The organism is Parviterribacter kavangonensis, from assembly GCF_056863335.1.
In genome coordinates this window covers 740,820-762,157 of the sequence record NZ_JBXPJA010000001.1, presented here as the reverse complement: position 1 = coordinate 762,157, position 21,338 = coordinate 740,820, and the positions used below count along the sequence as shown (strand labels likewise).

Sequence of the window (21,338 nt, the reverse complement as noted above, 5' to 3'; positions counted from 1 at the left end):
TCGGCAATACCGTGGTCGTGACTCCTGTTCAGGCGTCGAGGGCGATCGTCGACGAAGCGCACGACGCAGCCGGCACCGTCCGGCCGCACTACCGCTCCGTCCTCGCGTCGCTCGAGGACCGCGACCTGCCCGCCGTGCACGAGCGCGTGCGCGGCGCGCTGCTCGGCGAGGGCTGCACGTTCGGGGAGGGCGACGACTGCGACGCGTTCCCCATCGACGTCGTCCCGCGGCTCATCCCCGCCGACGAGTGGGCGCAGCTCGCGGCCGGCCTCGAGCAGCGCGTCCGCGCGCTCGACGCGTTCCTCGTCGACGTCTACCGCGGGCGCCGCATCGTCGACGAGGGGATCATCCCGGCGCGCGTGCTGGCCGAAGCTGAGTACTTCGAGCCGGAGCTGACGCGCCTGCCGCCGCAGCCGGTGCTCGTCGCGCTCGCCGGACTCGACGTCATCCGCTGCCCCGACGGCAGGTACCGGGTGCTCGAGGACAACCTGCGCACGCCGTCCGGCCTCGCCTACGCGTTCTCGGCGCGGCGCGCCGTGGCGACCGCGGTCGGCGACGAAGACGCGGTCCCGGTCGAGGGCCCGGCGATCGACATCCTCGCGCGCGCGCTGCGCGGCGGCCTGCCCGACGCGCGCCTCGCGGTGCTGACCGACGGCCCGGACAACGCCGCCTACTGGGAGCACGCGCGCCTGGCCGAGCTGCTCGACGTCCCGCTCGTCACGCTCGACGAGCTCGATACCTCGCAGGTCGACGTCGTCTACCGGCGCACGAACGACGACTGCCTGCGCGGCCCGGACGGCGCGTACACGGCCGTCGGCGGCGCGCTCATCGACGCACTGCGCGAGGGCCGGCTGCACTGCGTCAACGCGCTCGGCAACGGCGCCGCCGACGACAAGCTGCTGCACGCCTACGTCGAGGACATGATCCGCTTCTACCTCGGCGAGGAGCCGCGCATCGAGTCGGTGCCGTCGTTCGACCTCTGCCGCGAGGAGGACCGCGAGCAGGTGCTCGACCGGCTGGACGAGATGGTGATCAAGCCGCGCGCCGCGTACGGCGGCGTCGGCGTGTTCGTCGGCCCGCACGCGCTGCCCGAGGACCGTGAGCGCGTGGCGCGCGAGATCGTCGAGCGGCCGGCCGACTTCATCGCGCAGGAGACCGTCTTCTTCTCGACCCACCCGACGCTCGTGGGCGACCGGCTCGAGCCGCGCCACATCGACCTGCGCGCCTTCGTGGCCTACGACGGGACGCGCGCCGACGCGATCCCCGGCGGGCTGAGCCGCTTCGCCACCGGCGAAGGGGAGCTCGTGGTGAACTCCTCGCAGGGCGGCGGCGGCAAGGACACGCGGGTGCTCCGCTCCGAGCCATGAGCCGCCAGCCCGCATGGGCTCGCTGGGCGAGCCAGTCCTCCGAGTCGGAGTGGACCCTCGGCGTCGAGGAGGAGGTCATGCTGCTGCACCCCGGCAGCTGGTCGCTGGCCCAGGCGATCGACGACGTCCTCCCCACGCTGACCCGCGACCTGCGCGCGAAGATGGCGTCCGAGACGCACAGCGCCGCGATCGAGCTGAACACGGGCGTGCACCGGCGGGTCGACACCGCGGTGGAGGAGCTGAACGATCTGCGGGCGGGCCTGCGGGAAGCGCTCGCCAAGCTGGGCCTCACCGCCGCGTCCTCGGGGACGCATCCGTTCGCGATCTGGCACGACATGAAGGTCGCCGGCGCCGAGCGCCACCAGGAGGTCTACGGCTCGATGCGCGCGCTCGCGCGGCGCGAGCCGACGTTCGCGCTGCACGTCCACGTCGGCGTACCGGCCCCGGCCGGCGCGGTTGCGGCGCTCAACCAGGTGCGCGCGCACCTGCCGCTCCTGCTCGCCCTGTCGGCCAACTCGCCGTACTGGCAGGGCCGCGACACCGGCCTGGCCAGCGCGCGCACGCCGCTGTTCCAGGCGTTCCCCCGCGTCGGGATCCCGCGCGTGTTCTCGTCCTACGCCGACTGGGTCCGCTCGGTCGACCTGCTCATCGCCAGCAAGGCGCTGCCCGACCACACCTACCTGTGGTGGGACGCGCGCCTGCAGCCGCGCTACGGGACGCTCGAGGTGCGGATCATGGACGCGCAGGTGTCGGTCGAGCAGACGGCGGCGCTCGTCGCGCTCGTGCAGTGCCTCGTCCGCCTCGAGGTGCTCGAGGGGTTCGCGTCGTCGCGGCGCCTGCACGCGCAGGAGGTGCTCGACGAGAACCGCTTCCTCGCCGCGCGCGATGGCGTGCGCGCGCAGCTGATCGACCCGGACCGCGGCACGCGGGTTCCGGTGGCCGACCTCGCGCACGAGCTGGTCGAAGCGTGCCGTCCGCACGCCGAGGACCTCGGCTGCGCGGAGGAGCTCGGGCTCGTCGAGGCGCTCGTGCGCGAGCCCGGCGCCGACCGTCAGCGCGCGCTCGCCGGCGACGACGACGACCAGCGCCGCCTCGTCGAGGCGCTCAGCGAGGCGTTCTGTCCCGTGCCCGCGCCGGCGGCCTAGCCGAGCGTGATCGCGGCGCCGGCGGCGAAGTCGTCGCCGGCCAGCAGCTGGTCGAGCACGTCGGCGGGCACCGGGTCGTGCGTCGTGACGACCATGACGGCCTCGCCGCTCGTGTCGTCCTCCGGGCCGTAGCCGACGGCGGCCGACGCGATGTTGATGCCGTGCTCGCCGAACACCGTGCCGACGCGGCCGATGATGCCGGGGACGTCGCGGTAGCGGAACAGCGCGAGGTGCTCCTCGAGCTGGAGGTTGAAGCGCCGGCCCCAGACCTCGAGCAGGTGCGGGCGGTGGTGCTCGCCGACGATCGTCCCGACGACGCGCGTGCGCTCGTCGCCGCTCAGCACGTTGATGCGGATGAGGTTGGCGAAGTCGCGCGCGGACGTGTTGCGGGTCTCGACGAGGTCGATGCCGCGCTCCTCGGCGAGGACCGGCGCGTTGACCGCGTTCGGCTCCTCCTCCGTGCGGCCGGCGAGCGCGCCCATGAGCGCGGCCAGGGCGAGCGGGCGGGTGTCGCGCTCGGCGATCCGGCCCAGCAGCTCCACCTCGATGCGCTCCGTGCCCGCGGCCAGCGCGGCGGCGAGGCCGCCGAGCAGCCGGGCGAGCGGCACGTACGGCCCGAGCACCTCGAGGTCCTCGGCCTTCACGGCGGGCGCGTTGACCGCCGTCGTGACGGTGCCGCCGTTCAGCGCGGCGATGATCTGCTCCGCCACCTGGAAGCCGGCGCGGTCGTTCGCCTCCGCGGTCGAGGCGCCGAGGTGCGGCGTGACGACGACGTTGGGGCGGCCGAAGAGCGGGTGGTCGGTGACGGGCTCCGAGCGGAAGACGTCGAGCGCGGCGCCGCCGGCCTTGCCCGAGTCCAGCGCGGCCTCGAGGTCCTCGTCGACGATGAGCGGGCCGCGGGCGACGTTGATGACGCGCACGCCGTCCTTGCACTTCGCGAGCGCCTCCGCGTTGAGGAAGCCCTCGGTCTCCGGCGTCTTGGGCAGGTGGAGCGTCAGGAAGTCGGCCGCGGCGAAGACGTCGTCGGGCGACTCGGCCTTCTCGACGCCCAGCTCGCGGTAGCGCTCGGCGCTGACGAACGGGTCGTAGGCGATGACGTGCATGCCGAACCCGCGGGCGCGCTCGGCCACGAGCTGGCCGATGCGGCCGAAGCCGAGGATGCCGAGCGTCTTGTCCATGAGCTCGACGCCGGAGTACTTGCTGCGGTCCCAGCGGCCGTCGACGAGCGCGGCGTGCGCCTGCGGGATGTTGCGCGCGAGCGCGAGCAGCATGCCGACCGTGTGCTCGGCCGCCGTGACGACGTTCGACTGCGGGGCGTTGGCGACGATGATCCCGCGCTTGGTCGCGGCGGGCACGTCGACGTTGTCGACGCCGACGCCGGCGCGGCCGATGACCTTCAGGTTCGAACCGCGCTCGATGAGGTCGGCGGTCATCTTCGTCGCCGAGCGGATGAGGATGCCGTCGTACTCGGGCAGCTTGGCCTCGAGGTCGAAGCCCTCGGTGTCGAACGCGGTGTCGACGTCGAAGTGCTCGCGCAGCAGGTCGATGCCGCTCGCGCCGATCTTCTCGGCGACCAGGACCTTGGTCACGACTGGTTCTCCACGACGTAGTCGATGCAGGCGGTGAGCGCCTCGACGTCCGCCGGCTCGACGGCCGGGAACATCGCGACGCGCAGCTGGTTGCGCCCGAGCTTGCGGTAGGGCTCGACGTCGACGATGCCGTTCGCGCGCAGCGTCTTGGCGATCGCCGACGCGTCGATGGCGTCGTCGAAGTCGATGGTGCCGACGACGAGCGAGCGCTTCGCCGGGTCGGCGACGAACGGCGACGTGAACGACCGCTCCTCCGCCCATCCGTAGAGCGCGTTCGACGACGCGGTCGTGCGCTGCACGCAGAAGTCGAGCCCGCCGTTCGAGAGCATCCAGTCGATCTGGTCGGCGAGCAGCAGCAGCGTCCCGACCGCGGGCGTGTTGTACGTCTGGTCCTTCTTCGAGTTGTCGAGCGCGGTGGCGATCGAGAGGAACTCGGGGATCCAGCGGTCGCTCGCGGCGATCTCGGCGACGCGCTCCTGCGCCGCCGGGCTCATGAGCGCGAGCCACAGGCCGCCGTCCGAGGCGAACGACTTCTGCGGCGCGAAGTAGTAGACGTCGGTCTCGCTCACGTCGACCGGCAGGCCGCCGGCGCCCGACGTGGCGTCGATGAGGACGAGCTCGCCGTTCGCCGTCTCGGGGCGCGTGATCGGGACCATGACGCCGGTCGAGGTCTCGTTGTGCGCCCACGCGACGACGTCGACGCCGTCGGCGGTCTGCGGCTCGGGCGCGTCGCCGGGATCGGTCGAGACGACCACCGGGTCCTGCAGGAACGGCGCGCCCTTCGTGACGGTCGCGAACTTGTTCGAGAACTCGCCGTAGGTGAGATGCAGCGCCCGGTCGCGGACGACGCCGAACGCGAGCGCGTCCCAGAAGCACGTCGTCCCGCCGTTGCCGAGCGCGACCTCGTAGCCGTCCGGCAGGCTGAAGAGCTCGCCCAGCCCCTCCCGGACCCGCCGGACGACGCCCTTGACCGGCGCCTGCCGATGCGACGTGCCCATGACGGCGACGCCGTGGTCGGCGAGGTGCCGCAGCTGCTCGGGCCGGACCTTCGACGGACCGGCGCCGAAGCGCCCGTCCGAGGGCTTCAGGTCGTGCGGGATCTCCAGGTGCGTGGCGGTATCGGGCATGGTCGGTCGCGTCCTCGATCGGAATCCGGGGTGCCCAGGCGCGCGGCGGAGAAACGGCCGTCGCTTCCCGGTGGTTCTCCACCTCGTACGCCAGTCGCGACAGCGTCCGGCGAGCATAGCGACGCCGCCGCGTGAGCCGCCTCCGGCGCGGGAGGCGGCTCGGACGACCTCAGAACTCGGTCTGGATCCAGTCCATCATCGACCGGAGCTCCTTGCCGGTCGTCTCGACCTGCGTGCCGGCCTGCTCGGAGCGCATGCGGCGGAAGTTCTCCTGGCCGGCGCGGTTCTCGGCGATCCACTCGCGCGCGAAGGAGCCGTCTTGGATCTCGCCGAGGATCCGCTTCATCTCCGCGCGGGTCTCGTCGGTGATGACGCGCTTGCCGCGGGTGTAGTCGCCGTACTCGGCCGTGTTGGAGATCGAGTACCGCATGCCGGCGAGGCCCTTCTCGTACATGAGGTCGACGATGAGCTTCAGCTCGTGGAGGCACTCGAAGTAGGCCATGCGTGGGTCGTAGCCCGCCTCGACGAGCGTGTCGAAGCCGGCCTGGACGAGCTCGGACGCGCCGCCGCAGAGGACGGCCTGCTCGCCGAAGAGGTCGGTCTCGGTCTCGTCCTTGAAGGACGTCTCGATGACGCCGCCACGCGTGCAGCCGATCCCGCGCGCGTAGGCGAGCGCGAGGTCCTTGGCCTCGCCCGTCGCATCCTGGTGGATCGCGATGAGGCCGGGCACGCCGGAGCCCTCGGTGTACTGGCGGCGGACGAGGTGGCCGGGGCCCTTCGGGGCGACGAGGCCGACGTCGACGCCGGCGGGCGGCTCGATCTCGCCGTAGTGGACCGAGAATCCGTGGCCGAAGAGGAGCATGTTGCCCTCGGCGATCCCGTCGCGGATCTCCGACTCCCACACCTGGCGGTGCAGCTCGTCGGGGACGAGGACCATCACGATGTCGCCCTCGCTGGCGGCGTCGGCGACGCCGAGCACCCTGTGCCCGTGATCGCGGGCCTCCTGCACGGACTTCGAGTCCTCGCGCAGCCCTACGACGACGTTCACGCCGGAGTCCTTGAGGTTCAGGGCATGGGCGTGACCCTGTGAGCCGTAGCCGATGATGGCCACGGTCTTGCCGTCCAGGTGGCCGAGATCCGCGTCGTCGTCGTAGTACATGGGCGCAGAGACTATGCGGACGCCGCCGCGACCCACGTGCGGGCGGGGATCTCGAGCGAGCCGTCGGCGGCGGCGAACGCCTCGAGCTTCGAGTCGATCGCCTCGCGCAGCCGGTAGTGCTCGGCGGGGCTGAGCCCGCTGATCGCCGCGGAGAGGCGGGAGCTCATGTCGGCCTGGTGCTCGAAGTGGTCGTCGGTCGACGCGAAGCGGAACGTGAAGTCGAGCGCCTCGACCTCGATGTCCTCGAAGCCGGCGTCCTCGAGCAGCCCCTCGATGACGCCCGGCTCCTGGAACGTCATCGGGCCCGGAGTCCCCGGCGGCGGCGAGTCGGCGTAGCCCAGCTCCACGAGGGTGTCGGTGATCGCCGTCATCCACGGGTTGTCCTCGCCGCGCGTCCACGCCGCGAGCGTCACCCGGCCGCCGCTGCGCAGCACCCGCCTCGTCTCGCGCAGCGCCGCCCCGGGATCGACCAGCAGCATGTAGCCCCAGCGGCAGAGCACGGCGTCGATCGACGCCGTCTCGAGGTCGATCCACTCGGCGTCCAGCTGGCGCGCCTCGACGTTCCTGATCCCGAGCTCCTCCGCCCGGCGCCGGGCCGCCTCGACCATGGCCTCGGCGCCGTCGGTGAGCAGGACGCGCCCGCCCGGCTGCACGAGCTCGGCCGCGAGCAGCCCGGTCTCCCCCGTCCCGCCCGCGAGCTCCAGCACGACGTGCCCGGGCTGCAGCCGCGCGTGGTCGATGAGCCACAGCGACACCGGCTGCGCGGACCGCTGCATCGCGTCGCGGCGCCGCTCCCATCCGGGAGCCGCCTCCTCCCATCTCTGGCGCGACTCGGCGCGGTAGGCCTCGGGGTCCATGCGGCGGGAGCCTAGAGAGAGCGAGCGCGCCGTCCCGCGCCCCCTCTCCCGTCACGCCGCGGGGGCGTGATGCGCGAGCTCGGCTCGGAGCTTCGCGAGGCCGAGACGGCTGCGGCCCTTCGCGGTCCCGAGGGGGATCCCGAGCTCGTTCGCGACTTCGGCGTGAGTGCGCCCGTCGAGGTAGACGAGGCGGATGACGTCGTGCTGATCGTCCGGCAGGCGGCGCAGGGCGGTGGCGATGTCGCGCGCCTGGTCGCGGCGCTGCGTCTCGGCCTCCACACGCAGGCGAGCGGCGGACAGCTCGACGACCTCGTGGCGCTCGGCGGCGGCGGCGCGGGCGCGGTTGCGGCGCAGGCGGTCGAGCGCGCGGCTGCGGACCATGACGGTCAGCAGCGCGATGACGCTGCCGCGGTCGGCGCGGTGCCGGCCGGCCGAGCGCCAGAGCCCGATGAACGCCTCCTGCGCGACGTCCTCCGCCTCACCGGGCGGCAAGAACCGCCGGGCGGTCGCGATCGCCGTGCCGTAGTGCCGCGCGTGGAGCACGGCGAAGGCGCCGGCGTCGCCGTCGGCCGCCGCTTCCAGCAGGGCCGTGTCGTCGAGAGCGGAGGTGGCGCACGAACGCTTCATTGGCACGTCGGAGTTTCCCATGGGCGCTACCGGTCGCGCAACCGAATCTGGGTGAAATTTACGAAGCTCTCAGGTTCGAGGGCTGTCCGCTACCGGATCCGGTAGCGTTCTCGCCCATGCCGATGCGCGCGACCACCGTCCGGTTCGACGAGAGCCTTTGGGAGCTGCTCGAACGTGAGGCCCGCGAGGCGGGCGTCAGCGCCGCGCAGTTCGTCCGCGACGCCACCATCCTTCGCGTCGCGTTCCAGGCCGCACGACGCGGCGACGCCGAGGCGCAGGCGTCGATCGAGCAGGTCGCCGCCGGCGCGATGCGCACCTCCCCGCGCCCGACGTCGGCGCTCCCCGCGGTGCGCGACACCGCCCGCCTGCGCGCGGTCCGGTCGAGCGGGATGCTCGAGGTCCGCGACGACCCGGCGTTCGACCGCCTGACCCGCGTCGCCCGCTCGATCCTCGACGCGCCGATCGCGCTCGTCTCGATCGTCGACGCCGACCGCCAGGTGTTCGCCAGCTGCCTCGGGCTCGAGCTGCCGCTCTCCGAGGAGCGCCAGACCCCGCTGAGCCACTCGTTCTGCCAGCACGCGGTCGAGGCACGCGAGCCGCTCGTCGTCCCCGACGCGCGCGAGCACCCGCTCCTGCGCGAGAACCTGGCGATCCGCGACCACGAGGTGATCGCCTACCTCGGCGTGCCGCTCATCGACCGGGACGGGTTCGCGCTCGGGACGCTGTGCGTGATCGACCGCCGCCCCCGCATCTGGACGCGCGAGCAGATCCGCCTCGTAGCCGACCTCGCTCAGTCCGTCGTCTCCGAGATCGAGCTCCGGTCGGTCCGCCGGTAGTGACTAGCGGCCCGGAAGCGGGCGTTGGAGCGAGCGGCGCAGCAACTTGCCCGAGCCGGTCCGCGGCAGCGGCTCGGCGCGGAACGTGATCGCCTTGGGGACCTTGAAGCGCTCGAGCGTCGCGGCGACGTGGTCGCGCAGCTCGTCGGGCGTGGCCTTGCCGCCGTCGTGCAGGACGACGGTCGCGACGACCGCCTCCCCCCACTCCGCGTCCTCGGCGCCCATCACCGCCGCCTCGGCCACTGCCGGGTGGGCCTCCAGCACCGCCTCGACCTCCGCGGGGGCGACGTTCTCGCCGCCGGTGATGATCGTGTCGGCCTTGCGCCCGACGATCGCGAGCGTCCCGTCGGGCTGCCAGGCGCCGAGGTCGCCGGTCCGCAGCTCCCCCCCGGCGGTCGGGCTGACGGTCGGCCCGGACACGACGATCTCGCCGTCGTCCTCGACGCGCACCCGCGTGCAGAAGAGCGGCGCGCCGAACGTCGTGACCTGCGAGCACGCCTCGGTCAGCCCGTAGGTCGGCGCGACCGGCACGCGCGCCGCGCGGGCGCGCTCGAGCAGCGGCGGCGGGATCGGCGCGCCGCCGAGCAGCGCCCAGCGCAGCGCCGGCGGCTCCTCCAGCCCCGCGTCCAGCAGCCGCCGCAGCGTCGTCGGGACGAGCGAGACGATCGTGGCGTCGTCCAGGCCGGCGAGCACCGCCTCGGTCGACCAGCGCTCGTGCAGCAGGACCGTCGTGCCGGCGATCGCACTGCGCAGCAGGATCGACAGGCCGCCGACGTGGGTGAGCGGCAGCGCGCTGAGCCAGCGCTCGTCCGGCGGGTGGCCGAGCGCGACCGCCGACCCGAGCGCGCTCCACAGCCAGTTGCCGTACGTCAGCTCGACCGGCTTCGGCGCGCTCGTGGTCCCGCTCGTGTGGACGACGATGGCGGTCGCGTCGAGGTCGTGCTCGAACGGCCCCTCCAGCGGCGGCCCGTCCGGCACCTCGGTCAGGCCGGGCCCGCCGGGCGCCCGCGGGACGGCGATCGCGCCGCGCAGGAGGCACGCGTGCAGGAGGACGGCGTAGGCCTCGCCGGGCGGCAGCGCCAGCTCCACCCGCTCGCCGGGCGCGAACGCCGAGGCGGCCCGGCGCGCGCGGTCCAGCAGCTCCGCGTACGTCAGGTCGTTGATCGCCGGGTGGCCGGGCCGCGTGGCGACCGCGCGTTCGAGCCAGGAACGAACTCGCATTCGTACTGTTCCACGGTATGGCAGTCGACTGGCAGGCCGCGGGCGAGTACTCGGACATCCGGTACGAGACCTCGAGCGACGGCATCGCGAAGATCACGATCAACCGCCCCGAGGTCCGCAACGCCTTCCGGCCGCAGACCGTCGTCGAGCTCTCCGACGCGTTCGAGCGCGCCCGCGAGGACACGTCGGTCGGGGTCATCATCCTCACCGGCGAGGGCACGCTCGCCTTCTGCTCGGGCGGCGACCAGCGCGTCCGCGGCGACGCGGGGTACGAGACCGAGCCGGGCAGCGGCATGGGCCGCTTCCACGTCACGGACCTGCAGGTGCAGATGCGGCGGCTCCCCAAGCCGATCGTCGCGATGGTCGCGGGCTACGCGGTCGGCGGCGGCCACGTCCTGCACGTCTGCTGCGACCTGACGATCGCCGCCGACAACGCGAAGTTCGGTCAGACCGGCCCGCGCGTCGGGTCGTGGGACGGCGGCTTCGGCGCGTCGCTGCTGGGCCGCCAGATCGGCCGCAAGAGGGCGATGGAGGTCTGGCTGCTCTGCCGCCAGTACGACGCGCAGCAGGCGCTCGACATGGGCCTCGTCAACGCGGTCGTGCCGCTCGAGCGGCTGGAGGACGAGACGGTCCAGTGGTGCCGCGAGATGCTCGCCCTCTCCCCCTTCGCGCTGCGGCTCGTCAAGGCGTCGTTCAACGCCGACGAGGACGGCATGGCCGGCATCCAGCAGCTCGCGCACGACACGAACCTCCTCTTCTACGCCTCGGACGAGGCGCGCGAGGGGCGCGAGGCCTACAAGGCCAAGCGCCGTCCGGACTTCGGGCAGTTCCCGCGCCGGCCGTGACGACGTCTGCGCCGTCGGGGGCGCGCATCTGGCTGATGGCCGCGCGGCCGCGGACGCTGCCCGCGGCGGTGGCGCCCGTGCTCGTCGGCACCGCGCTGGCGGTCCGCGACGACGAGTTCCGGCCGGTCGCGTTCATCGCAGCGCTGCTCGGCGCGATCCTCATCCAGGTCGGGACGAACCTCTCGAACGACTACTCCGACGCGCGCCGCGGCGCGGACACCGAGGACCGGCTGGGACCCGTGCGCGTGACCGCGGGCGGGCTCGTGCCGCCGCGGCAGGTGCTCGTCGCCACGTACGTGACGTTCGGCTTGGCGGTGCTCGTCGGCCTGGTGCTCGTCGTGATCGCCGGGCCGGAGGTGCTGCTGATCGGCGCCGCCTCCATCCTGGCCGGCGTGCTCTACACGGGCGGGCCGCGGCCGTACGGCTACGAGGGCCTCGGCGAGGTGTTCGTCTTCACGTTCTTCGGGATCGTCGCCGTGACCGGCTCGTACTACGTCAACGCCGAGGAGCTGCCGGGCGTCGCGTTCGTGCTCGCCGTCCCCGTCGGGCTGCTGGCGTCGGCGATCCTCGTCGTCAACAACGTCCGCGACCTCGAGACCGACCGGCGGGCGGGCAAGCGCACGCTGGCGGTGCGGCTGGGCCGGGCGCGGACGCGGATGCTCTACACGGCGATGCTCGCGGGCGCGTTCCTCATGCTCATCCCGATCGCGATCGACCTCGACTGGTGGGTGCTGATCGCGCTGCTGGCGGTGCCGCTGGCGCTGCGCGTCAACGCCCTCGTGCGGCGCCACACCGACGGGCCGACGCTGAACCAGGCGCTGGCGATGACCGGGATGCTGCAGCTCGTGTTCTGCGTCCTGCTGTCCGCGGGGATCCTCCTGAGCTAGTGGAGGTCACCGTCAGCCGGCGCGTCCTGACGTTGCGCGAGCCGCTCGCCACGTCGTACGGGTCGGTGCGGGAGCGGCCGGTGCTGGAGCTGTCGCTGCGCGGCTCCGACGGCGTCGCCGGCCGGGGCGAGGCGGCGCCGCTGTTCCCGTACGACGGCGTGCCGTTCGCGCGGGTGGAGGCCGCGATCCAGGCCTACCGGCCGGTGCTGGATCTGGCCGACTCGCTCGACGGCGGGCAGGTGCTGGACCGCTGCCGGGCCCTGGCCGACGAGCCGCACGCGCTGGCGGCGGTCGACGTCGCGCTGTGGGACCGCGCGGCCCGGCGGCAGGGCAAGCCGCTGTGCGAGCTGCTGACCGACCTCCCCGCTCCCTCCGTGCCCGTGAACGCGACGATCGGGGCGACCGACCGGCTGGGCGCGGCGACCGCGGCCGCGGAGGCCGCCGCGGCCGGGTTCTCGTGCGTGAAGGTGAAGGTGGGGGTCGGCGACGACGCCGGCCGGATCGCGGCCGTCCGCGCCGCCGCCGGGCCGGCGATGGACATCCGGCTCGACGCGAACGGCGCGTGGAGCGTCGAGGAGGCGATCGCGACGCTCGCGGTCCTGGCGCCCGCGGGGCTGGAGCTCGTCGAGGAGCCCGTCCACGGCCTGCACGACCTCGCGCAGGTGCGCCGCGAGGTGCCCGTGCGCATCGCGATGGACGAGTCGACGGCCGAGCCGGGCGCGCTGGCCTCCGGCGCCGCCGACGCCGTCTGCCTCAAGCTCGGCCGCTGCGGCGGCATCTCGGGGCTGCTCGCCGCGGCGCAGCTCGTCCGCGCCACCGGCGCCGAGCCCTACGTCGCGTCCGTCCTCGACGGCCCGATCGGGATCGCCGCCGCGCTCCACGCCGCCGCGGCGCTTTCGCCATTGCCGCCGTGCGGTCTCGCGACGCTGCCGTTGTTCGAGGACCCCCCGGACGTGCTCCCGGTCGTCCGCGGCGAGATCCTCATCCCCGACGCGCCCGGCCTCGGCATCTGACGCAACAACGGGGTCAGGCACCGTGCGTGCACGCGGCTGCACGCACGGTGCCTGTCCCGGTTGGTGCGCGGCTCAGATCGGCCGGAGCGCCGTGGCGACGGCGTCGGGCCGTTCGAGGTGGAGCGCGTGGCCGGCGTGCTCGACGACGACGAGCTTCGCGTTCGGGATGCCTTCGGCGAGCCGCTCGCCGAGCTTGCGGAACTTCGCGTCGCGTTCGCCGGCGAGGACGGTCGTGGGCATCGTGAGCTCTCCGAGGCGGTCCCACACGGGCTCCATGACGCCGGTGCCCATCCCGCGCAGGGACTCGGCGAGGCCGGACGCCGTGTTGCGGAGGCGATCGCGGTGGGCGGCGGCGGCGACCTCGGAGGACTGGCCGTCGAAGAGCGGCTGCGCGCCCCACCAGCGGGCGAAGTGCTCGAGGCCGCTGCGCTCGATGCCGGCTGCGAGGTCGTCGTCGGCCTCGCGGCGTGCCTCGCGTTCGGCGGGGTCGGCGAGGCCGGCCGTCGCGGACACGAGCACGAGCCGCTTGACCAGGTCGGGCTGCGCGAGCGCGAGGTGCAGCGCGATCCGGCCGCCCATCGAGTAGCCGGCGAGCGTGTACGGCTCCCGCTGGCGCAGGTCCTCGACGACCGCGGGGATCGTCGCCGGGCGTGCGTCGCCCTTGGCGCCGTGACCGCGCAGGTCGGGCGCCTCGGCTTCGTAGAGTCCCGCGTCCACGAGGCGGCGCAGCGGGTCCCAGCTCGCGCCCGTCGCGGTGAACCCATGCAGCAGCAGCAGCTTCACGACCACATCCTGACCCGCCGTGGCCGAACGGCGCGCGGAGTCGGCGTGCGGTGACGTCTCCCGGCGCGGATCAGCACGTCGCCCTGCGCGCGTTCGTGGACGAGCTGGCGCGGGCGGGCGTCGAGCATGCGTGCACGTCTCCGGGTTCCCGCTCGACGCCGCTCGTCCTCCCTCTCGTCCGCGACGGCCGCATTCGCTGCTGGTCGCACGTCGACGAGCGGTCGGCGGGGTTCTTCGCCATCGGGCTCGCGAAGGCGACCAGCCGGCCGGTCGTCCTCACGTGCACGTCGGGAACCGCGGCCGCGAACTTCGCGCCCGCGGTGCATGAGGCGCACGAGGCCGGGGTCCCGATCATCGTCCTCACCGCCGACCGGCCGCCCGAGCTGCGCGAGGTCGGCGCCGGTCAGGTCATCGACCAGATCGGCCTGTACGGCAGCGCGGCGAAGTGGTTCTTCGAGCTCGACGTCGCCGGCGCCTCGCCCGACCGGATCCGCTTCGTCCGCTCGCTCGCGTGCCGCGCGGTGCACACGGCGGCCGCCCGCAGGCCGGGCGTCGTGCACCTCAACGTCCCGCTCCGCGACCCGCTCGTCCCGCCGGCCGAGCTCCCGGACCCCGATCCACCCGGCCGCCCCGACGGCCGCCCCTGGCTCACCGCCGAGACGCCGGGCGGCGCGGCGCCGGACGTGTCCATCGGAACCGCGCGCCGCGTCGTGGTCGTCGCCGGGACCGGCGCCGGCCCCGCCGCCGCGAGCCTCGCCGAGCGCGGCGGCTTCCCGCTCCTCGCCGACCCGCTGTCCGGGGCCCGGCGGGGCGCGGCGGCGATCGCGCACTACGACCACCTCCTGCGCGACGAGGCGTTCGTCGCCGCGAACGCCCCCGACGTCGTGGTCCGGATCGGCGACCTGCCGACCTCGAAGCCGCTGCGCACGTGGCTGACGTCGATCGACGCCGCCGAGCAGGTCCTCGTGAGCGGTCCGGCCGTCTGGAACGATCCGATGAGCACCGGCTCGATCGTGCTCGACGCGGCCGTGCCGACGATCGGCGTGGAGGGCGTGTCGGATCCCGCCTGGCTCGCGGCGTGGAAGGAGGCCGACGCTAAGGCGGCGGAGGCGATCGAGGCGGCGCTCGGCAATGAGCTGTCCGAGCCCCGAATCGCGAGGGAGCTCGGGGAGCGGCTCGGCGAGGACGCCACCGTGTGGGTCGCGTCGTCGATGCCGGTGCGCGACGTCGAGTCGTTCTTCCCCGCACGCGCCGACGGGCCGCGGGTGCTGGCGAACCGCGGTGCGAACGGCATCGACGGAACCGTCTCGAGCGCGTTCGGCGTGGCGGCGGCGGGCGGCGGGCGGGTCGTGCTGCTCATCGGCGACGTCGCGCTGCTGCACGACCTCGGCGGCCTGCTCGCGGCGCGCCGCCACGGTCTGCCGCTGACGATCGTGCTGCTCGACAACGACGGCGGCGGGATCTTCGAGTTCCTGCCGGTCAGCGGCGAGGGCGACGCGTACGTCGAGCACGTCGCGACGCCCCACGGCGCGGACTTCGCCGGCGCCGCGGCGCTGTTCGGGCTGCACCACGAGCAGCCGGACACCCTGGACGCCTTCCGCGCCGCGCTCGACGCATCGCTGGCCCGGCCGGGCACGAGCCTGATCCAGGTCCGCACCGAGCGCGCGGCCAACCGCGTGCTGCACGCGGCAGTCGCCGACGCGGTGCGTCAGGCGATCGGCTGACCCTCGAGCAGCTCCTTCAGCCGCCGCAGGTCGGCCTCCATCGCGCGGCGCATCGCGAGCGTCATCATCGGCGCCGAGAGCTTCGTGAACCCGGACGGCTCGCCGCGGTTGCGCAGCGTCATACGCGTCGCATCCGCGGCCTCGTCGGCCCACGCGTACGTGGTCTCCATCGGAAACGGTCCCTGCTGCGTGCTCATCACGAACCGCCGGCCGCGCTCGTGCTCGCGCACCTCGTAGGTGTACTCGAGCGTCCGCCCGAGGAACCGCGCGACGAACCGCATCCGCGACCCGACGGCGAGCGGCGGCGGCGTCAGGAGCTCCGTCGCGGTGATGTTCCGGTACCAGGCGGTGGCGTTGGCGGGATCGGTGGCGTACGCCGCGACCTCGGCGCGCGGGCGCAGGATCACGATCGCGGTCTCGACGTCGACGGCCATGGCCGGAACCTAGCGCCGGCGCGCCACGAGGAACGCGAACGCCCAGCCGTTCGTGAACGTCCCGCCCGGCTCGGCACGCGCGGAGGCCTCGTCGCCGAGCGCCAGCGCGAGGTCGTGGCGCTCGACCGCCTCGAAGCCGGCCTGCCGGAGCCGTTCCGCCGCCGCGTCCGGCTCCGGCGGCGGGATCGGCTCCATCCCCACGCGGCCGCGGGCGACGTTGAGCAGCTGCAGCTCGAGGTAGTCCTCCGCCCACATGCTCAGCGCGATCCGGCCGCCGGGGCGCACGACACGCGCGAGCTCGGCGACGGCTTCGAACGAGTCCTGCACGTAGGTCAGGCCGCTCAGTGCGAGGTCGAACGCCCCGTCGAGGAACGGCAGCGCCGCCGTGTGGTCGGCGAGCATGAAGAGCGCGCCCCGCGGCACCGCCGCGCGGGCGACGTCGAGCATCCCGCTCGAGCGGTGTCGCGACGACGAGCCCGGCCGCCCCGACGAGCGGGGCGGCAAGGCGCGTGACCAGCCCGGTTCCCGCGCCCACCTCCAGCACCGCCTCGCCGTCGGCGGGCGCGGCGAGCGCGACGAGCTCCTCGGCGACCGGCGCGTACCGCGGCGCGATGAGCTCCTCGTACGTCGCCGGAGCGTCGTAGCCCATCGCCGGTCGCGTCGTCACGACGCGACCCTACGTCAACAGCGGCACCACGATCGCGCAGAACTCGCCCTCCGGCTGGTCGAAGCCCGGATGCGGCCCGGACACGCGGACGACCTCGCTCGACAGCTCGATGCCGCCCGGCTGGCTGTCGCCGAGCGTGTCGAAGACCGACCGCCACCGGATCGCCCCGCGGTCGCGCATGACGACGTTGCCCTCGCTGTCACGCAGGATGAACGGCTGGCCGGCCTCCACGGCCGTGAACTCGTAGACGTTCCCGGAGATCTGCCGCGCCTTGATCTCGTTGAACACCTCGTGGCCGGAGATCGTGATGAACGCCCCGGTCTCGGGGTTCGTGAAGGTGTCGACGAAGTCGATGATGTCGTGGCCGAAGAACGCCTGGCCGCCGGACTTCTTGTCGACGCGGACGCGGAACCTGTCGGTGAACGTGAAGTCGTGCAGGACGTCGATGCCGCAGATCTCCTCCTCCAGGCCCGTCTGCGAGTCCGTGAACGTCCCGCGATCGAGGACCGTCGCCGAGGCGGGCGCAGCGAGCGCCATCACCCCGAGCAGCGCGACGACGGAACCGAGGAACCTGCGTGCCTGCGCCATCTCGACCTCCGACCGTGGTGGTAGGGAGCCTCCGGGGGCATCGGCGAACGTACCCGGCCCCGCCCGGCGGAGAAGGCGGCATCTCTACCCGGCAAGTACCCGGCGCAGCGTGCGCGCCGGGTGCCCCGCCACGCGCTCGACCGTGTCCGTCACCTCATCGAGCAGGCCGTCGGCGATCGCCAAGTACGTGCCGACCCAGCCGGCGACCTCCCAGTCGGCGCCGAGGCCGGCGCGCGATGCGAACGCCTCCTCGCGCGTCTCGGCGACGTATTGGGCGCCGACCGCCGCGGCGACCTCGTCGAGCGTCAGCGCCTCCGGCCCGGTGACGTCGAGCGTCGCGCCGTCGTACGCGGCCGGGTCGAGCAGCACCTCGGTGCAGACGTCGGCGAGGTCGTCGCGGGCCACGAGCGCGACGCGGCCGTCGCCCGCCGGCCCGCGGATGACGCCGTCGGGCCCGCACAGCGCCGGCGCGAAGTCGGCGTAGAGGTTCATCCGCACGAAGGTGAACCGCGCGCCGGTTGCGCGGATCGCCTCCTCGGTGTGGAAGTGGTCGCGGCCGAACGTGAAGACGTGGTCCGGCGTGGCGCCGACGAACGAGAGGTAGACGAGGTGGCCGACCCCCGCCGCGACCGCCGCGTTCACGACCGTCCGGTGCAGGGCGACCCGGTCCCGATCCTCGTGCGCCGGGATCAGCATGAGGACGTCGCACCCGTCCAGCGCCGCCCGCAGGCCCTCGGCGTCGTCGTAGCCGCCGATCGCCGCGACCTCGGCGCGCTCGAGCGAAGGAGCGCGCGAGGGGTCGCGAACGAGCAGGCGCTGCTGCGCACCCCGCGCCGCGAGACGGGCCGCGATGCGACCGCCCATGCCACCCGTCACGCCGGTGACCGCGATCACGACGCGGGCCCGGAGAGGGGTGCGCAGGGCGCGGCGACCCTCACGACGCGAGAACCGGCAGGAGCGCAGCGAGCTTGATCTCGGTCTCCGCGAGCTCGGCGGCGGGGTCGGAGTCGGCGACGACGCCGACGCCGGCGTAGCAGCGGGCCGCGGGGCCGCGGACGAGCGCGCAGCGCAGGGACACGCAGAACTCGCCGTCCTCGTTCGCGTCGGTCCAGCCGACGGGGCCGGCGTACCACCCGCGGTCGAGGCCCTCCAAGCGCGGGATGACGGGCGCGGCGGCGGCGAAGGGCTCGCCGCCGACGGCGGGGGTCGGGTGCAGCAGGCCGGCGAGGTCGACGGCGGCGATGGGCGAGCGCAGCTGCGCGCGGATCGGCGTCGCGAGGTGCTGGATGTTCGCGACGCGGACGACGCCGGGTTCGGGCGCGCCGGTGACCCAGACGGCGTGCTGGCTGAGGGCGCGCGAGATCCGCCGGGCGACGATGTCGTGCTCCTCGCGGTCCTTCGACGACTGCAGCAGCTGCTCGGCGAGGTGGTCGTCGACGGCGGGATCGGCGCTGCGGCGCGTCGAGCCGGCGAGCGCCATGGTCGACGCGCGGAGGCCGTCGCGGCGGACGAGCAGCTCGGGCGACGCGGCGATGAACGCGGCGTCGCCGCGGCCGGCGCAGAACACGAAGCACGCGGGGAACGCCTCGCGGAGCACGCCGTACACGGCGGCGGGGTCGTGCGGCGACCCGGCGTGGACCTCGACCTCGCGTGCGAGGACGATCTTCGAGAACGCGCCGCCGCGGATCCGCTCGACCGCGCGGCCGACGGCGTCCTCGTAGTGCTCGGGCGGCATCGTGCTGACGACGCGCGCGTGCTCGACCGGATCGGGGTCGAGCATCGGCAGCGGGCGGTCGAGCCGCAGCTCCTCGAGCCGGCGCTGCAGCCGCGCGGCGAGCTCGTCCGGGACGTCGTCGGCGCCCGCCATCGCGCACACCGTCACGCGGACGTCGCCGCCGCGCCGGGACAGGGCGACTTCGGGGACGTGCAGGGACGCCGGAGCGAACCCGCGCCAGTGCGGCGCCCCGCCGCCGTCGGGTGCGAAGGCGAAGCCACCGACCGCGACCGGACCGGACGCGCCCGGCCCGTCCGGCGAATCGGCGATCGCCTCGGACGCCAGCGCCCGCCAGGCGGCCGACACCCGCGTGAAGCGGTCGTCGCCGGACGCCTCCAGAGCCCGCACGCACCCCAGCGTCGCGAGCGCCGCGCCCTCGCGGTCCGGGTTCTCGAAGCAGAACCACGGCTCGCCGTCGCGGCGGGAGGCGAACACGACGGCCGACGGGTCGACCGCCGGATCCATTCGCAGCGTCGCCGCCACCAGGACCTCCCCGCCGCGCGCCCGCGCGCGGCGGACGGCACGATCCGCGCGCTCGCGGAGAACGGCGGGCAGCGCCCGATCGGAGAGCACCGAAGCCATCTCCCGGCAGGATAGGCCGGGAGATGGCGCACGGCGCCTACTTGAGGCGGAGCTTCAGCGTCTTCCCGCCGCCCTTGATCACGAGCGAGGCGGTGCGGGCCTTCTTCAGGGCCTTGCGGCCCGCGGCGGTGAGCTTGAGCTTCACCGAGGCCGAGCCCTTCGTGTCCGCGCGCCCGGTGCCGGAGGCGACGACCTTGCCGCTCTTCATCGCGCGCACGGCGACCTTCGCGCCCGGCGTCTGGCCGCCGACGACGACCTTCAGCTTGCCCGCCTTGAGCGCCTTCAGCGTCTTCGCGCCCTTGATCGCCAGGACCGCGGAGCTGACGCCGGGGCCGGGGGCCGGGGTCGGGCCGGCGCCCGGATCCGTCACGCCGCCACCGCGCGTGACGTTCTCGCAGTCCGACGCGACGTCGTCGATCGCGTCCGCGCGGACCGTGTCGGTGCCGGGGCCGCAGGAGATCGTGTCCTTCTCGCCGTCGACCGCGTCGACCGTGTCGGACGCCGAGCCCGGCGAGAGGTCGCAGTGCATCTCGTTGCACCGGCTCGAGCGGTCGGCGACGATCGTGTCCGTCCCAGCGCCGCCGGTGATCGTGTCGTTGCCGTAGCCGGCCTGGATGTCGTCGTTCCCCGCGCCGCCGTCGATCGTCTCGTCGTCGTCGGAGCCCTGGAGGCGGTCGTCGCCGCCCATCCCGTGCTGCGAGCCCTTGCCGCCGACCTCGGACGCGATGACCTCCTCGGCCGCGTCGGTGCCGCGGAACACCACGCCGTTCGCCGCGCGGATCGACTCGACGTTCGTCACGTTGTCGCCCTCGCCGGGGAAGCCGTCGTCCGCGGCGCCGTCGAGCGTCACCGTCGCCGGCGTCTTGTCGTACGCGTCGGGGTGCGCCCAATCGTCGACGATGTCGCGTCCGCCGCCGCCGTCGATGACGTCGGCCTGCGGCGAGCCGTAGGCGTTGCCGACGAGCGTGTCGTCACCCTCGCCGCCCCGAAGCGTGTCGGTGCCCGAGCCGCCGCGCAGCTTGTCGTTGCCCGCGCCGCCCTCGAACGTGTTCGCCTTGCCCTCCTGCAGGCCGATCAGCTCGTCGTTGCCGCCGCCGCCGAGGACGGTGTCGGCGCCGTAGGTCTCGAGCCAGTCGTTGCCCTCCCCGAGGTCCACGGTGACCCAGCCGGCCGGCTTGTCGTTGACGTAGCCGTGAAGGCGGTCGTCGCCGCCGAGGGTGCTGATCTGCAGCCCGCCCGCCGGCTCCGGGCACTTGACCTCGACCTGGTTGTCGTCGCCGGCGCACCCGGCGCCCGCCACCATCGGCGAGCCGCTGAGGATGATCTCGCCCTCGTAGAGCGTGTACTGGAACGAGTCGGCCGACTCGGTGCCGGTGACCTTCACGACCGCGCCGTCGACGGAGACCGTCGCGGCGTTGGCAGCCACGGGCGCGGCGAGGAGGCCGACCGCGCAGGCCGTGCCGATGAGCGTCTTGCGGAGCATGGCGCGCACCTTCGCGCGCCCGCCGCCGCCGCACATCGGGGGTCTCCCTAGATCCCTCGGAGCGACGCGCCCCGGGGAACCCCGAGAAGGCCTCAGGTCTCCCCGCGCCCCCGCGAGATCGCGATCTCGCCCGTGCGCATCATCTCGATGAGCCCGAACGGCCGGACCATGTTCTCGAACGCCTCGATCTTCTCGGTCGTGCCGGTGACCTCGACGATCAGCGACCGCTTCGTCACGTCGACGACCTTCCCGCGGAAGATCTCGGTGACCTGCATGACCTCGGCGCGCTGCGCGCCGTCGTTGACCGCGACCTTGAAGAGCGCGAGCTCGCGCGCCACCGTGTCCGACGGCTCGAGGTCGCGGATCTTCAGGACGTTGATGAGCTTGTGGAGCTGCTTGGTGACCTGGTCGATGGGGTGCAGCGCCCCGTCGACGGTCAGCGTGATCCGCGAGATGCCGTCGTCGTCGGTCGGGCCGACGGTCAGCGTGTCGATGTTGAACCCGCGCCGCGCGAACAGGCCCGCGATGCGGGTCAGGACGCCGGGCTTGTTCTCGACGAGGATCGAAAGGACGTGCTTGCGGCCGGTGTGCATCCGGCCGGCGGCCTCGAGCTCCTCGAGGCTGATCAGC

The 21,338-nt window shown here is 73.8% G+C and carries 22 protein-coding genes and 1 riboswitch; of the genes, 8 read left to right on the top strand and 14 right to left on the bottom strand.

Translation table 11 applies throughout. From position 1 onward, the window contains the following. The first annotated feature begins 17 nt into the window (after positions 1-17). Positions 18-1,367, top strand: coding sequence for a circularly permuted type 2 ATP-grasp protein (locus AC1UE4_RS03825; protein WP_482915897.1), 1,350 nt, complete (start codon positions 18-20; stop codon positions 1,365-1,367). Further along, positions 1,364-2,512: a carboxylate-amine ligase gene (locus tag AC1UE4_RS03820; protein WP_482915896.1), complete on the top strand. Its 1,149-nt coding sequence runs from the start codon at positions 1,364-1,366 to the stop codon at positions 2,510-2,512. The genes AC1UE4_RS03825 and AC1UE4_RS03820 overlap by 4 nt, the downstream gene beginning before the upstream one ends. Here the strand turns inward: AC1UE4_RS03820 and serA are convergent. The 5 genes from serA to AC1UE4_RS03795 form a co-directional block, all read right to left on the bottom strand. Next, the gene (serA, locus tag AC1UE4_RS03815) at positions 2,509-4,101 is read right to left on the bottom strand and encodes a phosphoglycerate dehydrogenase (protein ID WP_482915895.1); all 1,593 of its coding nucleotides are present in this window, start codon (positions 4,099-4,101) and stop codon (positions 2,509-2,511) included. The two genes, AC1UE4_RS03820 and serA, sit on opposite strands and share 4 nt — an antisense overlap. Further along, the gene (gene serC, locus AC1UE4_RS03810) at positions 4,098-5,228 is read right to left on the bottom strand and encodes a phosphoserine transaminase (RefSeq protein WP_482915894.1); all 1,131 of its coding nucleotides are present in this window, start codon (positions 5,226-5,228) and stop codon (positions 4,098-4,100) included. Before serC ends, serA begins: the two co-directional genes overlap by 4 nt. 25 nt (positions 5,229-5,253) lie before the next feature. Further along, positions 5,254-5,336: riboswitch (ZMP/ZTP riboswitch) on the bottom strand. 61 nt (positions 5,337-5,397) lie between these two features. Beyond that, complete coding sequence (ilvC, locus tag AC1UE4_RS03805; protein ID WP_482915893.1) at positions 5,398-6,387, bottom strand: ketol-acid reductoisomerase; 990 nt, start codon at positions 6,385-6,387, stop codon at positions 5,398-5,400. A gap of 11 nt (positions 6,388-6,398) precedes the next feature. Next, the gene (locus AC1UE4_RS03800; protein ID WP_482915892.1) at positions 6,399-7,244 is read right to left on the bottom strand and encodes a class I SAM-dependent methyltransferase; all 846 of its coding nucleotides are present in this window, start codon (positions 7,242-7,244) and stop codon (positions 6,399-6,401) included. A gap of 51 nt (positions 7,245-7,295) precedes the next feature. Continuing rightward, complete coding sequence (locus AC1UE4_RS03795; RefSeq protein ID WP_482915891.1) at positions 7,296-7,871, bottom strand: RNA polymerase sigma factor; 576 nt, start codon at positions 7,869-7,871, stop codon at positions 7,296-7,298. 116 nt (positions 7,872-7,987) lie between these two features. On the opposite strand from AC1UE4_RS03795, the gene AC1UE4_RS03790 reads away from it, so the two are divergent. Next, entirely contained in the window at positions 7,988-8,707 is a 720-nt protein-coding gene (locus tag AC1UE4_RS03790; RefSeq protein WP_482915890.1) for a GAF domain-containing protein, read from the top strand. A gap of 3 nt (positions 8,708-8,710) precedes the next feature. Here the strand turns inward: AC1UE4_RS03790 and AC1UE4_RS03785 are convergent, their stop codons facing one another. Continuing rightward, positions 8,711-9,928: an AMP-binding protein gene (locus AC1UE4_RS03785; RefSeq protein WP_482915889.1), complete on the bottom strand. Its 1,218-nt coding sequence runs from the start codon at positions 9,926-9,928 to the stop codon at positions 8,711-8,713. 17 nt (positions 9,929-9,945) lie between these two features. On the opposite strand from AC1UE4_RS03785, the gene menB reads away from it, so the two are divergent. The 3 genes from menB to AC1UE4_RS03770 are packed head-to-tail and all read left to right on the top strand — an operon-like array spanning position 9,946 to position 12,673. Beyond that, positions 9,946-10,773, top strand: a complete 828-nt coding sequence (gene menB / locus AC1UE4_RS03780) for a 1,4-dihydroxy-2-naphthoyl-CoA synthase (protein ID WP_482915888.1) — start codon at positions 9,946-9,948, stop codon at positions 10,771-10,773. Next, positions 10,770-11,660, top strand: coding sequence for a 1,4-dihydroxy-2-naphthoate polyprenyltransferase (locus tag AC1UE4_RS03775; RefSeq protein WP_482915887.1), 891 nt, complete (start codon positions 10,770-10,772; stop codon positions 11,658-11,660). The genes menB and AC1UE4_RS03775 overlap by 4 nt, the downstream gene beginning before the upstream one ends. Beyond that, positions 11,660-12,673, top strand: a complete 1,014-nt coding sequence (locus AC1UE4_RS03770) for a mandelate racemase/muconate lactonizing enzyme family protein (protein ID WP_482915886.1) — start codon at positions 11,660-11,662, stop codon at positions 12,671-12,673. Before AC1UE4_RS03775 ends, AC1UE4_RS03770 begins: the two co-directional genes overlap by 1 nt. A gap of 72 nt (positions 12,674-12,745) precedes the next feature. Here the strand turns inward: AC1UE4_RS03770 and AC1UE4_RS03765 are convergent, their stop codons facing one another. After that, positions 12,746-13,456 (bottom strand): alpha/beta fold hydrolase, encoded by a 711-nt coding sequence (locus AC1UE4_RS03765; protein WP_482915885.1) that lies wholly within the window; start codon positions 13,454-13,456, stop codon positions 12,746-12,748. 50 nt (positions 13,457-13,506) lie between these two features. Between AC1UE4_RS03765 and menD the strand changes: the two genes are divergently transcribed. Beyond that, positions 13,507-15,180 (top strand): 2-succinyl-5-enolpyruvyl-6-hydroxy-3-cyclohexene-1-carboxylic-acid synthase, encoded by a 1,674-nt coding sequence (gene menD, locus AC1UE4_RS03760; RefSeq protein ID WP_482915884.1) that lies wholly within the window; start codon positions 13,507-13,509, stop codon positions 15,178-15,180. On the opposite strand, the gene AC1UE4_RS03755 is transcribed toward menD, so the two are convergent. Then, positions 15,165-15,614, bottom strand: a complete 450-nt coding sequence (locus AC1UE4_RS03755) for an SRPBCC family protein (RefSeq protein WP_482915883.1) — start codon at positions 15,612-15,614, stop codon at positions 15,165-15,167. The two genes, menD and AC1UE4_RS03755, sit on opposite strands and share 16 nt — an antisense overlap. Before the next feature lie 9 nt (positions 15,615-15,623). Further along, entirely contained in the window at positions 15,624-16,061 is a 438-nt protein-coding gene (locus tag AC1UE4_RS03750) for a class I SAM-dependent methyltransferase (protein ID WP_482915882.1), read from the bottom strand. Positions 16,062-16,123: 62 nt separating this feature from the next. On the opposite strand from AC1UE4_RS03750, the gene AC1UE4_RS03745 reads away from it, so the two are divergent. Beyond that, positions 16,124-16,258: a hypothetical protein gene (locus tag AC1UE4_RS03745; RefSeq protein ID WP_482915881.1), complete on the top strand. Its 135-nt coding sequence runs from the start codon at positions 16,124-16,126 to the stop codon at positions 16,256-16,258. A gap of 32 nt (positions 16,259-16,290) precedes the next feature. Here the strand turns inward: AC1UE4_RS03745 and AC1UE4_RS03740 are convergent, their stop codons facing one another. The 5 genes from AC1UE4_RS03740 to ilvN form a co-directional block, all read right to left on the bottom strand. After that, positions 16,291-16,869, bottom strand: coding sequence for a hypothetical protein (locus AC1UE4_RS03740; RefSeq protein ID WP_482915880.1), 579 nt, complete (start codon positions 16,867-16,869; stop codon positions 16,291-16,293). A gap of 84 nt (positions 16,870-16,953) precedes the next feature. Continuing rightward, a complete protein-coding gene (locus tag AC1UE4_RS03735) occupies positions 16,954-17,763 on the bottom strand; it encodes an NAD(P)H-binding protein (RefSeq protein WP_482915879.1) in 810 nt (269 codons plus the stop codon). A 40-nt stretch (positions 17,764-17,803) separates the two neighbouring features. After that, a complete protein-coding gene (locus AC1UE4_RS03730) occupies positions 17,804-19,225 on the bottom strand; it encodes an isochorismate synthase (protein ID WP_482915878.1) in 1,422 nt (473 codons plus the stop codon). 37 nt (positions 19,226-19,262) lie between these two features. Next, positions 19,263-20,708 (bottom strand): calcium-binding protein, encoded by a 1,446-nt coding sequence (locus tag AC1UE4_RS03725; RefSeq protein ID WP_482915877.1) that lies wholly within the window; start codon positions 20,706-20,708, stop codon positions 19,263-19,265. 92 nt (positions 20,709-20,800) lie between these two features. Continuing rightward, positions 20,801-21,301: an acetolactate synthase small subunit gene (gene ilvN / locus AC1UE4_RS03720; RefSeq protein ID WP_482918193.1), complete on the bottom strand. Its 501-nt coding sequence runs from the start codon at positions 21,299-21,301 to the stop codon at positions 20,801-20,803. Positions 21,302-21,338 lie beyond the last annotated feature (37 nt).

What these genes read in the sequence shown, in the direction of transcription:
- AC1UE4_RS03750 (WP_482915882.1), bottom strand. Translation starts at nt 16,061, where the DNA reads ATGCTCGACGTCGCCCGCGCGGCGGTGCCGCGGGGCGCGCTCTTCATG.
- ilvN (WP_482918193.1), bottom strand. Translation starts at nt 21,301, where the DNA reads ATGCACACCGGCCGCAAGCACGTCCTTTCGATCCTCGTCGAGAACAAG.
- ilvC (WP_482915893.1), bottom strand. Translation starts at nt 6,387, where the DNA reads ATGTACTACGACGACGACGCGGATCTCGGCCACCTGGACGGCAAGACC.
- AC1UE4_RS03790 (WP_482915890.1), top strand. Translation starts at nt 7,988, where the DNA reads ATGCCGATGCGCGCGACCACCGTCCGGTTCGACGAGAGCCTTTGGGAG.
- AC1UE4_RS03800 (WP_482915892.1), bottom strand. Translation starts at nt 7,244, where the DNA reads ATGGACCCCGAGGCCTACCGCGCCGAGTCGCGCCAGAGATGGGAGGAG.
- AC1UE4_RS03820 (WP_482915896.1), top strand. Translation starts at nt 1,364, where the DNA reads ATGAGCCGCCAGCCCGCATGGGCTCGCTGGGCGAGCCAGTCCTCCGAG.
- serC (WP_482915894.1), bottom strand. Translation starts at nt 5,228, where the DNA reads ATGCCCGATACCGCCACGCACCTGGAGATCCCGCACGACCTGAAGCCC.
- AC1UE4_RS03755 (WP_482915883.1), bottom strand. Translation starts at nt 15,614, where the DNA reads ATGGCCGTCGACGTCGAGACCGCGATCGTGATCCTGCGCCCGCGCGCC.
- AC1UE4_RS03795 (WP_482915891.1), bottom strand. Translation starts at nt 7,871, where the DNA reads ATGAAGCGTTCGTGCGCCACCTCCGCTCTCGACGACACGGCCCTGCTG.
- AC1UE4_RS03785 (WP_482915889.1), bottom strand. Translation starts at nt 9,928, where the DNA reads ATGCGAGTTCGTTCCTGGCTCGAACGCGCGGTCGCCACGCGGCCCGGC.
- menB (WP_482915888.1), top strand. Translation starts at nt 9,946, where the DNA reads ATGGCAGTCGACTGGCAGGCCGCGGGCGAGTACTCGGACATCCGGTAC.
- AC1UE4_RS03740 (WP_482915880.1), bottom strand. Translation starts at nt 16,869, where the DNA reads ATGGCGCAGGCACGCAGGTTCCTCGGTTCCGTCGTCGCGCTGCTCGGG.
- AC1UE4_RS03730 (WP_482915878.1), bottom strand. Translation starts at nt 19,225, where the DNA reads ATGGCTTCGGTGCTCTCCGATCGGGCGCTGCCCGCCGTTCTCCGCGAG.
- AC1UE4_RS03725 (WP_482915877.1), bottom strand. Translation starts at nt 20,708, where the DNA reads ATGCTCCGCAAGACGCTCATCGGCACGGCCTGCGCGGTCGGCCTCCTC.